The organism is Rhizobium sp. PAMB 3182 (assembly GCF_052908355.1).
In genome coordinates this window covers 2861172-2874533 of record NZ_CM128607.1, presented here as the reverse complement: position 1 = coordinate 2874533, position 13362 = coordinate 2861172, and the positions used below count along the sequence as shown (strand labels likewise).

Annotated in this window: 13 protein-coding genes; 9 read left to right on the top strand and 4 right to left on the bottom strand. The window is 62.8% G+C overall.

The window, feature by feature from the left end:
- Positions 1-31: 31 nt before the first annotated feature.
- The 9 genes from ACU5AZ_RS13910 (at position 32) to ACU5AZ_RS13870 (ending at position 9756) form a co-directional block, all read left to right on the top strand.
- Positions 32-1621 (top strand): ABC transporter substrate-binding protein, encoded by a 1590-nt coding sequence (locus tag ACU5AZ_RS13910; protein ID WP_446822943.1) that lies wholly within the window; start codon positions 32-34, stop codon positions 1619-1621.
- A 108-nt stretch (positions 1622-1729) separates the two neighbouring features.
- Positions 1730-2737, top strand: coding sequence for an ABC transporter permease (locus tag ACU5AZ_RS13905; protein WP_446822942.1), 1008 nt, complete (start codon positions 1730-1732; stop codon positions 2735-2737).
- Complete coding sequence (locus ACU5AZ_RS13900) at positions 2734-3561, top strand: ABC transporter permease (protein ID WP_446822941.1); 828 nt, start codon at positions 2734-2736, stop codon at positions 3559-3561. Before ACU5AZ_RS13905 ends, ACU5AZ_RS13900 begins: the two co-directional genes overlap by 4 nt.
- The gene (locus tag ACU5AZ_RS13895; protein ID WP_446822940.1) at positions 3554-5185 is read left to right on the top strand and encodes an ABC transporter ATP-binding protein; all 1632 of its coding nucleotides are present in this window, start codon (positions 3554-3556) and stop codon (positions 5183-5185) included. The genes ACU5AZ_RS13900 and ACU5AZ_RS13895 overlap by 8 nt, the downstream gene beginning before the upstream one ends.
- Before the next feature lie 64 nt (positions 5186-5249).
- Entirely contained in the window at positions 5250-5915 is a 666-nt protein-coding gene (locus tag ACU5AZ_RS13890; protein ID WP_446822939.1) for a dimethylsulfonioproprionate lyase family protein, read from the top strand.
- A 77-nt stretch (positions 5916-5992) separates the two neighbouring features.
- On the top strand, positions 5993-6949 hold the full coding sequence (ppk2, locus tag ACU5AZ_RS13885) for a polyphosphate kinase 2 (protein ID WP_446822938.1): 957 nt from the start codon (positions 5993-5995) through the stop codon (positions 6947-6949).
- Positions 6950-6967: 18 nt separating this feature from the next.
- The gene (locus ACU5AZ_RS13880) at positions 6968-7267 is read left to right on the top strand and encodes a type II toxin-antitoxin system Phd/YefM family antitoxin (RefSeq protein WP_446822937.1); all 300 of its coding nucleotides are present in this window, start codon (positions 6968-6970) and stop codon (positions 7265-7267) included.
- A complete protein-coding gene (locus ACU5AZ_RS13875) occupies positions 7267-7716 on the top strand; it encodes a PIN domain-containing protein (RefSeq protein WP_446822936.1) in 450 nt (149 codons plus the stop codon). Before ACU5AZ_RS13880 ends, ACU5AZ_RS13875 begins: the two co-directional genes overlap by 1 nt.
- A gap of 39 nt (positions 7717-7755) precedes the next feature.
- A complete protein-coding gene (locus ACU5AZ_RS13870; RefSeq protein WP_446822935.1) occupies positions 7756-9756 on the top strand; it encodes a CocE/NonD family hydrolase in 2001 nt (666 codons plus the stop codon).
- Here the strand turns inward: ACU5AZ_RS13870 and ACU5AZ_RS13865 are convergent.
- From ACU5AZ_RS13865 to ACU5AZ_RS13850, 4 genes are all read right to left on the bottom strand, one after another.
- Positions 9749-10663, bottom strand: coding sequence for an alpha/beta hydrolase (locus ACU5AZ_RS13865; RefSeq protein WP_446822934.1), 915 nt, complete (start codon positions 10661-10663; stop codon positions 9749-9751). The genes ACU5AZ_RS13870 and ACU5AZ_RS13865 overlap by 8 nt on opposite strands.
- A 97-nt stretch (positions 10664-10760) precedes the next feature.
- Positions 10761-11099: a hypothetical protein gene (locus tag ACU5AZ_RS13860; RefSeq protein WP_446822933.1), complete on the bottom strand. Its 339-nt coding sequence runs from the start codon at positions 11097-11099 to the stop codon at positions 10761-10763.
- 74 nt (positions 11100-11173) lie between these two features.
- Positions 11174-12274 (bottom strand): ABC transporter substrate-binding protein, encoded by a 1101-nt coding sequence (locus ACU5AZ_RS13855; RefSeq protein ID WP_446822932.1) that lies wholly within the window; start codon positions 12272-12274, stop codon positions 11174-11176.
- A 48-nt stretch (positions 12275-12322) separates the two neighbouring features.
- On the bottom strand, positions 12323-13360 hold the full coding sequence (locus ACU5AZ_RS13850) for an ABC transporter permease (protein WP_446822931.1): 1038 nt from the start codon (positions 13358-13360) through the stop codon (positions 12323-12325).
- Between the last annotated feature and the right edge of the window lie 2 nt (positions 13361-13362).

Below are 13362 nucleotides of genomic sequence, written 5' to 3'. Positions count from 1 at the left end.
GAATAAAAGTAACCAGAGAAGGAACAAGGGAATGAGTGACTACACCAAATTTCTCGCAGGCCGCGTGACGTCCGGCGGCATGAACCGCCGCGAATTCATCGGACGTGCCATGGCAGCCGGCCTGACGCTCACCGCAGCCAGCAGCCTCTATGCATCTTCCGCCTCGGCGCAGGAGCCAAAGCGCGGGGGCCATCTGAAGCTTGGCCTCGAAGGCGGTTCGGCAACCGACAGCCTCGACCCGGCCAAGGCGCTGTCGCAGGTGCTCTTCTGCGTCAACCGCAACTGGGGCGACCTCCTGGTCGAATCCCACCCGACGACCGGCGAACCTGTCGCGGCGCTCGCCGAATCCTGGGAGCCGTCCGCAGACGCCTCGCAGTGGACCTTCAAGATCCGCAAGGGCGTGCAGTTCCACAACGGCAAGGAAATGACGATCGACGACGTCGTCAAGACGCTCCAGCGCCACACGGACGAGAAGTCCGAATCCGGCGCGCTCGGCGTCATGAAGTCCATCACCAAGATCGAAGCCAATGGCGACGACCTGGTGCTGACGCTGACGGAAGGCAACGCCGACCTGCCGCTGCTTCTCTCGGACTATCACCTGATCATCCAGCCGGGCGGTGGATTTGACGAGCCGACGGCCGCCATCGGCACCGGCCCTTACAAGCTGACCGGCTGGGAAGCCGGCGTGCGCGCCACCTTCGAGCGCAACGAAAACGACTGGCGCTCCGATCGCGGTTACGTCGACAGCATCGAAGTCATCACCATGAACGATGCGACGGCGCGTATCGCGGCGCTTTCGTCGGGCCAGGTCCACTTCATCAACCGCGTCGACCCGAAGACGGTCAGCCTCCTGAAGCGTGCACCGACGGTGGAGATCCTCAACACTTCCGGCCGTGGCCACTACGTGTTCATCATGCACTGTGACACGGCGCCGTTCGACAACAACGATCTTCGCCTTGCGCTCAAATACGCCATGGACCGCGAGACGATGGTCGACAAGATCCTCGGCGGTTACGGCAAGGTCGGCAACGACTTCCCGATCAACGAGACCTACGCGCTCTTCCCGGAAGGGATCGAGCAGCGCGCCTACGATCCCGACAAGGCCGCCTTCCATTACAAGAAGTCCGGCCATGACGGCAGCGTGCTTCTGCGCACCTCCGAAGTCGCCTTCCCCGGCGCCGTCGATGCGGCGGTTCTCTATCAGGAAAGCGCCAAGAAGGCCGGCATCAACATCGAAGTCAAGCGCGAGCCCGGCGACGGCTACTGGTCGAACGTCTGGAACGTGCAGCCATTCTGCACCTCCTACTGGGGCGGTCGTCCGACCCAGGACCAGATGTATTCGACCGCCTATCTGTCGACGGCCGATTGGAACGACACCCGCTTCAAGCGCGAAGACTTCGACAATAAGCTGCTCGAAGCCCGTTCGGAACTCGACAAGGACAAGCGCAAGGAACTCTATCGCGAAATGGCGATGATGGTCCGCGACGAAGGCGGCCTGATCCTGCCGATGTTCAACGACTTCGTGAACGCCTCCACCAAGCAGGTGAAGGGCTACGTCCACGATATCGGCAACGACATGTCGAACGGCTATGTCGCGACCCGCGTCTGGCTGGAAAGCTAGTCTCTGAAAGCATACCGGCGGGCGGCCACCCCGCCTGCCGGCGCATGCATGATCCATGGGACCAAAATCCCGTGGCGGTGCCCCAACCGTTTCAGAGGAGAGCTTAACATGGCCACTTCCGTCGATGACGGCGAACCGGCCCTACTTGGATTTGCGAAGCGCTTTCCGCTTCTCGTCCTGATCGCTCAGCGTCTTGGCCTGAGCGTGGTGCTGTTGTTTGCCGTATCCGTCCTGATCTTCGCCGGCGTCGAAGCCCTGCCGGGCGATTTCGCCACCACCTATCTCGGTCAGTCCGCGACCCCGCAGGCCGTCGCCAACATCCGCAAGGATCTCGGCCTCGAGCAGCCGGTCGTCACCCGCTACGTCGAATGGCTCGGCGGCGCCATCCATGGCGATTTCGGCAACTCCTGGGCCTCCAGGCAATCCGTCAGCGAGCAGATCGGCAAGCGGCTGGGCAATTCATTGTTCCTGGCCTTCTTTGCGGCGATCATCTCGGTGCCGCTCGCCGTCGGTCTCGGCATGCTGGCCGTCCATTTCCGAAACCGCTTTCCCGACCGCCTGATCAACGTCATATCGCTCGCTGCGATTTCGCTGCCAGAGTTTTTCGTCGGTTACCTGCTGATCCTGTTCTTCGCCGTCAAGTTCGGCGTCGCCACCTTTCCGGCAACAGTCTATGACGACATGGCCCTCCTGGACCGGCTGAAGGCGATTGCGCTGCCGACCGCCACGCTGGTGCTCGTGGTGCTTGCCCACATGATGCGCATGACGCGGGCGGCAATCCTCTCCGTTATGTCGTCCGCCTACATGGAGACGGCAGAGCTGAAGGGACTGTCCGCCTTCCGCGCCATCGTCAAGCATGCCGCGCCAAACGCGATCGCCCCAATCGTCAACGTCGTGGCTCTCAACCTCGCCTATCTCGTCGTCGGCGTCGTCGTCGTCGAAGTGGTCTTCGTCTATCCCGGCATGGGCCAGTACATGGTCGACGCCGTGACGGTTCGCGACATGCCCGTCGTGCAGGCCTGCGGCCTCATCTTCGCCGCCTTCTACATCCTGCTCAACATGCTGGCCGACATCATCGCGATAGCCGCCAACCCGAGACTGAGGCACCCGCGATGAGAGCAAAAGACATCCCCATCAGCGCCTGGATCGGCATTTTCGGCATCCTCCTGGCCTTCTTCCTGGCGATATTCGCCCCGATCATCGCACCCTACGGCGAACGCGATGTCGTCGCCGGCATCTGGGAACCGATGAGCGGGCAATACTGGCTTGGCACCGACAACCTCGGGCGCGACCTGCTGTCCCGCATGATCTACGGCGCCCGCACCACGCTGTTCGTCGCACTGGCGGCCAGCATCCTCTCCTTCTCCATCGGCATCTTCCTGAGCTTCACCGCTGCGGTATCCCGCGGTGTGATCGATCAGGTGCTGTCACGCTTCAACGACCTGATGATGTCGATCCCGACCCTCATCTTCGCACTGGTCGTGCTGGCGGTGCTGCCACAGAACATCTGGATCCTGATCACCGTCATGGCGGTGCTCGACAGTACCCGCGTCTTCCGCCTCGGCCGCGCCGTCGCGCTCGACGTCGCGGTGATGGAGTTCGTGGAAGCGGCAAGACTGCGCGGCGAAGGCAACATGTGGATCATCTTCCGGGAGATCCTGCCCAATACGCTGTCGCCGCTGCTGGCCGAATTCGGCCTGCGCTTCGCCTTCTCGATCCTTTTCCTCTCCACCCTCTCCTTCCTCGGCCTCGGCATTCAGCCGCCGGCCGCAGACTGGGGCGGCATGGTCAAGGACAACAAGGACGGCATCATTTTCGGCATCCCCGCCGCCCTCATCCCGGGCGGGGCGATCTCGGCGCTCGCCGTCTGCGTCAACCTTGTGGTCGACTGGCTTCTCAAACGCACCTCGAGCCTGAAAGGAGGACGTGGCGATGCCTAGTCTTCTCTCCGTAAGGAACCTGAAAATCGGCGCGACCATCTATCCGCCGGGCGAAGACCCGCAGGACATCGAAATCGTCCACGGCGTCTCCTTCGATCTCGAAAAGGGCAAGGTGCTCGGTCTGATCGGCGAATCCGGTGCCGGCAAGTCGACCATCGGCCTCGCCGCACTCGCCTACGGGCGTGGCGGTGTCAGGATCATCGGCGGCGAGGTCCTGCTCGACGGCGAAAACATTCTCGCCTTCTCCAAGAGCAAGATCCGCTCGGTGCGCGGTGCGCGCGTCTGTTACGTCGCGCAATCGGCGGCCGCGGCCTTCAACCCGGCCCACAAGCTCGGCGATCAGGTCATCGAGGCTTCAGTCCGCCATGGACTGATGTCATCCGAGGAGGCCAGGAAGCGGGCGCTCTACCTGTTCCGCGTTCTCGGCCTGCCCGATCCCGACAATTTCGGCGACCGCTATCCGCATCAGGTCTCCGGTGGCCAGCTGCAGCGCGCCATGACGGCGATGGCGCTCTGCCCCAATCCGGAGCTGATCATCTTCGACGAGCCGACCACCGCTCTCGACGTCACCACCCAGATTGACGTGCTGGCGGCGATCAAGCATGCCATCGAGGAAACGCATACGGCGGCGCTCTACATCACCCACGATCTCGCCGTCGTCGCGCAGATCTCCGACGACATCATGGTGCTGCGTCACGGCAACATGGTCGAGTACGGCACTGCCCAGCAGATCATCGAGGAGCCGCGAGAAGACTACACGCGCGCGCTCGTCAATGTCCGCGAGATGGGCAAGCCCGAGGCGGAGGATCAGTCCGACGCCGTGCTCAGGGTCGAAAATGTCTCGGCGAGCTACGGCAACGGCTTCAAGGTGCTGCACGATGTCAGCCTGCACGTCCCGCGCGGGCAGACGCTGGCGATCGTCGGCGAATCCGGCTCCGGGAAATCGACGCTCGCGCGCGTCATCACCGGCCTTCTGCCTGCGTCCGACGGCACGATCACCTTTGATGGCGAGGTCCTGCCGCCGGCCCTCAAGCAGCGCACGCGCGACCAGCTGCGCCGCATCCAGCTCATCTACCAGATGGCCGACACGGCGATGAACCCGCGCCAGACGGTGGGCGATATCATCGGTCGTCCCCTGACCTTCTACGAAGGGCTGACCGGAGCCAAGCGCCGGGCGCGGGTCAACGAGCTTCTCGAAGCCATTGAAATGGGCAAGGGCTTCTTCGAACGCTATCCGGCGGAACTGTCCGGCGGCCAGAAGCAGCGCGTGGCGATTGCCCGGGCGCTCGCGGCCAAGCCGGAACTCATCCTCTGCGACGAGCCGACCTCCGCCCTCGATCCGCTGGTGGCCGAAGGCATCCTGAAGCTCCTGATGAAGCTGCAGAAGGAAACCAATGTCTCCTATCTCTTCATCACCCACGATATCGCCATCGTCCGCGCCATTGCCGACAGCATCGCCGTCATGCTGCGCGGCAAGCTGCAACGCTTCGGGCCGAAGTCGAAGGTGCTCTCACCGCCTTTCGACGACTACACCGACCTGCTGCTGAAGTCCGTGCCGGAAATGGAAATCGGCTGGCTGGAGAAGGTGCTGGCGACACGGCGCATGGAAAGCGCCGGAAACTGAAGATCGGTCGAAGTGCCGTCCCCCAAGGGGGCGGCGCTTTTCTTTCTGTGGATGGGAGGATGACATGCAGCTTCGCGATGTGCCGGACTGGGCTTACCTGCTGCAGGAATTCGACTCTCTCTATCGCCAGAGTTCGTCCGGCGGCAGCAAGGCGATCCGCAGCCACCGCAAGCGGGTGCGCGAAGCCCTCTCCGCAGTAATCGATAGCAATCCCGAACTGATCGACCGGCAACCGGAACAGAAGCCGGTGACCGCCCATCTTGGGCGTGTCTTCGAGATCGCCGCCCGCGCCGGCGTCTCACGCCTCAGCCGCACGCTGGAACGGGTCTCCCATCTGCTGACCTGGGAATATGGCTATCAGTCGGTGCCGAAAGCCCTCGCCCAGAAATACGCCTATTGCGAAATCCTCGGGCCGATTGGCCCGATCCGCTCCGAGCGCCTCATCCTGGGCTTCGTGCTGTTTGCGCCGAACACGGTCTATCCGCGCCACAGCCATCACGAAATCGAGGAAAGTTACATTTCGGTCGCCGGCGCCTGGTCGGAAAACGAGATGGCTGTCTATGCGCCGGGCTCCATGGTACTCAACATGCCCGGCCACGAGCATCGGATCACCACAGGCGAACACGACCCTTGCCTGCTGGCCTATGCGTGGATCGGCCCCGACGAGCGTCTCGCCCAGCCCGGCATGAAATTCTCCAAGGTTCGGAAGCGCCTGGAACAGGGCATCTGACCGTCCGGAACGGGATGGCGTACCGCGAAATGACAGCCATCAAAAATCTGTCATACGCGCATGGAATAAGCTGTGAGATGCCGAAGCAGATCCCTGACAGACGGAGCGCCACCTTGAATACCTCCTTTACCGCCGGTCCCGGCGCCGATTGGCTCGAAGCCGAGCTCGCCGATACGCTCGACGAGGACTACGAGCTCGAACTGTCCGAACCGGCACTGTCGGAGGAAATCAGCCGCATCTACAAGAAGAGCCATCCGCCATCGATCCCGCGGATGGACTATTTCCGCGCGCTGCTGACGCTGCAGTCCGAGCTCATCAAGCTGCAGGACTGGGTGTCCTACCACAAGGAAAAGGTGGTCGTGATCTTCGAGGGCCGCGATTCCGCCGGCAAGGGCGGCGTCATCAAGCGCATCACCCAGCGGCTCAATCCACGTGTCGTCCGCGTCGTGGCGCTCCCCGCTCCGTCCGACCGCGAAAAGACGCAATGGTATTTCCAGCGCTACGTGCCGCACCTTCCGGCCGGCGGCGAAATCGTGCTCTTCGACCGCTCCTGGTACAACCGCTCCGGCGTCGAGCGGGTTATGGGATTTGCCTCCGAAGACCAGGTAGAGCAGTTCTTCGACGACGTGCCGGAATTCGAGCGCATGCTGGTGCGCTCCGGCATCCGCCTCGTCAAATACTGGTTCTCGATCACCGACGAGGAACAGCAGATGCGATTCCTGATGCGCATCCACGATCCGCTGAAGCAGTGGAAGCTCTCGCCGATGGACCTGCAGTCGCGCGTGCGCTGGGAAGGTTACACCAAGGCCAAGGAAGAGACCTTCGCCCGGACCAACATCCCGGAGGCACCGTGGTATATCGTCGAAGGCAACGACAAGAAGCGCGCACGGCTCAACTGCATCGACCATCTTCTGTCGATGATCCCCTATGAGGACGTGCCGCACGAGGAAGTCTGCCTGCCCGAGCGCGTCTTCAACCCGGACTACGAGCGCAAGGTACTGCCGCCGGAACTCTACGTGCCGTCGAAATATTGAGGCGGCCATTGACGGCGAATGAACGGCAATCCACATTATGACCACAGTGGTCATGATGTGGATTTTGCCATGAAGGAAATTCAGCTGAAGGATGCCAAGGCGCGGCTCTCGGCGGTCGTCGACGACGCAGTCAACGGCGATGGCGCGATCATCACCCGTCATGGCAAACGAGATGCCGTACTGATCTCCTTCGAGGAGTTTCAGCGCCTGACCAGACAGGTACCCAGCTTCGGCTGGTTGCTGGCACATGCACCGGTGGAAGATGAAGACCTCCCCACACGCAAAAGCGCCCGAAGGGCCGACGAAGACGCCGTCTGATGTATCTGCTCGATACGAACGTCATCTGGGTGCTTTCACCGTCAACGCGTGAAGCGTCTTCCGAGGCCGACGCCGTGAAACGCTGGCTGATGACGACGCAGGCTGAGCTGTACCTCTCGGTCATCACGATCGCGGAAATCCAGGCCGGCCAATCGAAGGCCGAGCGCAGCGGCGCCACACAAAAGGCAAAGGCCATTTCGGCATGGCTGGATGCGATCATGGGTCTTTATGGCAACCGGATACTGCCTCTTAATGCTGCCGCGGCTAGGACCACCGGACGCTTGCTTGACAGAGTCATTGGAGAGGGTGGCGATCCCGGCTTCGAAGATGCCGCCATTGCCGCAATCGCCCGTGAAAACAGGCTGACCGTTCTGACCCGCAATGTGCGCCACTTCCGGCATTTCGATGTCGCATTTGCCAATCCCTTCGAGAACCTGCCACCCTTATGATCCGATTCGAATTCACTCCCATCTCCTGAAGGCTCCCCCATGACGTCCCGTCCCTTTTCCGTCATCGAAAACCAATGGATCACGCTCGCCGACGGCACGCGGCTTGCGGCCCGCATCTGGATGCCGGAGGGCGCCGCGGCCGATCCGGTCCCGGCCGTGTTCGAGTTCCTGCCCTACAGAAAGCGCGACGGAACGAGCCCGCGTGACGAATCGACCTATCCGGTCTTCGCCGAAGCCGGCATCGCCGGCGTGCGCGTCGACATTCGCGGCTCCGGCGAATCCGACGGCGTCATCGACGGCGAATACACCGAGCTGGAGCTCGCCAATGCCTGTGAGCTGATCGCCTGGATCGCCGCCCAGCCTTGGAGCAACGGTTCCGTCGGCATGATGGGCATCTCCTGGGGCGGCTTCAACTGCCTGCAGGTCGCAGCCCTGCGCCCGCCGGCGCTGAAGGCCGTCATTTCCATCGCCTCCACAGTCGACCGCTATAACGACGACATCCACTACAAGAACGGCTGCCATCTCGCAGCCCAGCTCGGCTGGGCTGCCACGATGCTCGCCTACCAGTCGCGCTCGCCGGATCCCGCGATCGTCGGCGACCGCTGGCGCGAGATGTGGATGGAACGGCTGGAAAACGAGCCCTACTTCCTGGAGGAATGGCTCTCCCACCAGCGCCGCGACGCCTTCTGGAAGCACGGCTCGATCTGCGAAGATTTCAATGACGTCGAAATTCCCGCACTGGTGATTGCCGGCTGGGCCGACGGCTACCGCAACACACCGCTGCGCGCCGTCGAAGGCCTCGGAGAGGAGGCCAAGGCGCTCCTCGGCCCGTGGATCCACAAATATCCGCATTTCGCCTGGCCGAAGCCGCGCCAGGATTTCCACGGCGAGGCGATCCGCTGGTGGAACCGTTGGCTGCGTGGCGAAGAGAACGGTGCGGAAGACCTGCCACAGGTCCGGGCCTACATCATGGAAGGCATCCGCCCTGCCCCGCGTCGCGATTTCGATCCGGGCTTCTGGATTGCCAAGGACACCTGGACAGCGCCGGAAAGTCTCGAACTTTCCGTGTCGTCGACCGGAAAGCTGGTGCTCGGTGCTCCGGACGCCTCCTCAGGTACTGGCGACATCTACCATCGCTCGCCGCTCGACACCGGCACCTCCTCGGGCGAATATTTCACGCTGAAGCCGGACGCGGAAATGGCGATCGACCAGCGCGGCGACGATGCCGGCTCGCTGGTGTTCGAAACCACATCGCTCGAAGCGGATATCGATATTCTCGGGCGCCCCGTCGTGACCGTCGAACTGGCCTGCGAAGACGACTGGGCGAACCTTTGCGCCCGCCTCGTCGACGTCCATCCGGACGGCACGGCCTACCGCGTCGCCTTCGGTGTGCTCAATCTCGCACACAGGAATTCCTACGAATTCCCGGAAACGATGCCGAAGGGCGAGAAGGTCAGGATCACGCTGACGCTCGATGCCTGCGGCTATTCCTTCAAGAAGGGCCACAAACTGCGGCTGGCGCTTTCGACCGCCTACTGGCCGATGATCCTGCCGGCTCCGTCAGACCCGGGCCTTACGTTCGACACGGCGACACTGAACCTGGCCCTGCCCCTTCTCGGACAACATGAAAAGATCTCCGTCAAGGAACCGGACAATCCGGATCCGCTGCCGAAATACATCGAGCACAAGCCGGGCGGGACGAAGCGCAAGGTCGTTCACGACCTGCAGGCGGGCGTCACGCGCCACAAGATCTACGAGGACACCGGTCTAAACGAACATCCCGGCACCGGCCTCTCTACCCAGCAGATCCGTGATGAAACCTGGTCGATCGCCCTCGACGATCCACTCTCGGTGACAGGCGAAACGGAGTGGACTTGTGATATGGCCCGCCCCGACTGGTTTGTCCGCACCGTCTGCCGCACGAAGCTCGCCTGCACGAAAACCGACTGGCTGCTGAGCGCCAGCGTCGTGGCCTATGAAGGCGAGACGCAGGTGTTCGAAAAGACCTTCGAGAAGGTCATCCCGCGCGACTTCATGTGAGTAGTGCCTTGATCCCCTCGCAGAGCGCCACGAAACCGGCGCGGGCGCCGGGGCTCATGTGGCGGGCTCTGAGCCAGGCATGCACCATCTGTGGCTCGTCGCGGTAGGTGACCGCGACGCCTGCCGCTTCCAGCCGCTCGGCATAAAGCCGCGCATCGTCCCGCAACGGGTCGAAATGGGCCGACGTGATATAGGCCGGGGGCAGGCCGGAAAGATCCTCGGCCTTCAGCGGAAAGGCGACCGGATCTTCCTCCGGCGCGCCGAGCACCTCGCGGTAGTAGGCGACATCGGCGGTGGTCAACCCGGGCGCATTGGCCATCTCCGCATAGGAGCCGGATACAAGGTCTCCTCCGAGCCCCGGATAGATCAGCACCTGTCCGATGAGACCGCCGGCGATGCCATGCTGCCGGGCTTGGATCGCCGCGCCGGCCGCCAGGTTGCCGCCGGCGCTGTCGCCGATTACGATCACCTTGTCGCCGCGATCCAGGATAAGCCTCAGCACGGAATAACAGTCGTCTGCCGGAGCGGGATAGCGGTGTTCCGGCGCCAGACGATAATCGACAGCCGTCAGCTCGGCGCCAACCGCATCGGCGATCTCGGCGCAGATGGCGTCATGGCTTTCAAGTGAACCGACGACGAAGCCGCCGCCGTGAAAATAGCAGAGCTGGACATCGGTGGTGACACGTTCCGGCCGGTAGCGGCGAACCGGCACGCCCGCGACGACGCCATCCACCTTTTCCATACCGGCCGGCAGGGGTGGCGCGAATGCCGCGCAAAGTGCGTCATACCATTGCCGCTGCTGCGCGATCGGCGCATCGACCGCGTCGGGAGGATAAAAGGCCTCGCACTGCCTCTGAAAGGCGAGAATTTCCTCTTCCCGCGGCATGACCTGCGTACCGTCCAACATTGCTCATCCTCCGGAGACCCCGGAGCGACTATCGCAGCAACCGCCTGCCATCTGCAATGCCCTTGATGCGCACTGCGGATGTTCCAATCCGTGATGATTAATGAGCCTTCACCGGATACTCGTTGGCGTCAAAGACGTGGTGATGCACCCTGCCGGTGAACATCTCGAGAAGCCCCTTGGTGACCTCCCGGCTTTCGAAGCGGACCGGGCTTTGCAGCGCCGCATTGCAGGTTTCCATATCCGGATAGCGGATGGCGAGCGCCATGGCATAGACCGGCGCGCCCTCGTCACGCTCCGTACCGTCCAGCACCCGTACCTCCGTCGCCCCCGGAAACTGCGTCCAGAGCGGCACCAGCCGGTCTTTCACATAGGCGCGGAATGCCTCTTCCTTGCCGACATGGATTTCACCCTCGAACAGGGCATAGCGAATGATCATGGAAAGCACCTTGAAGGGAGGGTCCTGCAAAAAGGGCACGCCTTTCGACGTGCCCTTTCCGGGAGGTGGGCTGATTACATCTTGCCCCAGATCTTCTTGTATTCGTCGCGATAGCCATTGTCGGGATCGAAGGTGTTCTTCGGTCCGCCATCGAATTCGACGTTGGCGGAGGTCACGACATGCAGCGGCGAGACGTAACCTGACCACTGCTCACCCGCAAAGGCGCGGTTCAGTTCGTCGACCAGCTGCCAGCCCTGCAGGTTCAGAGGCTCCGCGACGGTGACCTGCTGATACTGCTTCGCGCGGATGCGCTGATAGGCGCTTTCCGAACCATCGCCGGCAGCGACATTGACCGGATGCCCGTCACCGGGAATGCCGGCAGCAGCGAGCGACGGGCCCATGAAGTCGAAATAGAGGTCGTTGATCGCCAGCGAATGCGTCCACTGGTCGCCGTACTTCTGCAGGAGCGACGTGGTCAGCTGCGGCATGCGCTGCGAGGTCTCGGCGATCGGCGTGTCGACATATTCGAGCACCGTGCCGCCGAGATCCTCGATCTCCTTCTTCATCCGGTCGGCCTTGGCGATCGCGATCTGGTAGGTCGAGTCGGTGAAGATGATGACGCCCGGCTTGCCCTTGGCATCGACATAGGCCCAGTCGGCGGCGGCCTTGGAAACTTCCATCGCGTCCGTGGTGACGTTGGCGAAGACGCCGACATCCGCAACCGGGCCAACGGCCGGGGCCGCATGCCAGGAGATCATCGGAATGTTGGCGGCCTTGGCCTGCTCCATTGCCGGTCCCTGCTCGACGGCATCGAAGCCGTTGATGATGATGCCGTCCGGCTTCAGCGCCATCGCCTGGCCGAAGGCCGCCGTGCGGCCGGAAATCGAGCCCGCGCCGTCCAGTACGGTGACTTTCCAGCCGGCAGCATCGGCAGCCTCCTGGACGCCGTTGACGACGCCGAGAATGCCGCCGTTTTTCATGTCGCCGGCCAGCACGACGATGCTCTTGCCTTCAGCGGCCTTCGGACCAGTCGTCGGACCGTCCCACTTGTCCACCTTCGAGGCGTACTTGTCGACGACGGCCTGTGCGTCCGCCATGGCATCGGCAAAGGCCGGTGCAGAGATCATCAGTGCCACGACCGCGACGGTCGCCTTCATCATTGTCCTGCGTTTCATGCTCATTCCTCCCTTTGAGTATTCCGGCAAGCCCCCTGGAACTTGGCCTTATTTTCGTGGTGCGGCCTTCTTCGCCGCCCCGCGTTTGCGCTGTGCGTATCCCGCGATGCCGATGGCAACCAGCAGCGTCACGCCGTTGAAGAGCGGCTCGACGAAGAACGAACCGCCGAATTGCTGAATGCCGGAAATACCGACCGCCAGGATGACGACGCCGACGATCGTGCCCCAGACATTGACGCGGCCGGGCTTGATCGTGGTCGAGCCGAGGAAGGCGCCGACCAGCGCCGGCAGAAGATATTCGAGGCCGACGCTCGCCTGGCCGATCCTGAGCTTGGAAGCGAGCAGCACGCCCGTCAGCGCCGACAGAAATCCGGACGAGATGAATGCCCCCATGACGAACTTGCGCACCGGAATACCGTTGAGCGCCGCAGCCTTGGGATTGGCGCCGATCGCGTAGAGGTACCGGCCGATCGGCAGGTATTCGAGAGCAATCCACATGACGACAGCGACGATCATGACGTAGAAGCCGGTGATCGGCAGGCCGAACAGCATGGTGCCGTTGAGCGCGTAGAAGCCGTCCGGCAGAACGCCGACCACCTGCCGGCCTCCGGTGTGCCAGAGCGCCAGTGCATAAAGCACCGTGCCGGTGCCCAGCGTGGCAATGAAGGAATCGATCTTGGCGACCTCCACCAGCAGGCCGTTCAACAGGCCCGTGAATGCGCCGAGCGCGAGAACGATCAGTACCGCGACAGGCCAGGGCAGGCCGAACATGGTCTGCAGGCTGATCGCCAGAACGTGCCAGAGCACGATGCCGTAGCCGATCGTCAGGTCGATGCGGCCCGCCGCCATCGGGATCATCGCCGCCAGCGACAGGAGCGCGATGATCGCCTTGTCGGAGATGATCGAACGCAGGTTGAGGAGCGTCGGGAAGGTCCGCGGCAGCATGATCGAAAAGAGAATGATCAGCGCGACGGTTAGGATGACAAGGCCGTAGACCGGCAAAAGGCGGGCGATCCGCTGGCCGGCCGTCAGCCCCTTCAATTCCGCCTTGGTCGGCTCAAGCGCCGTGGATTCGATCGACTGCATGC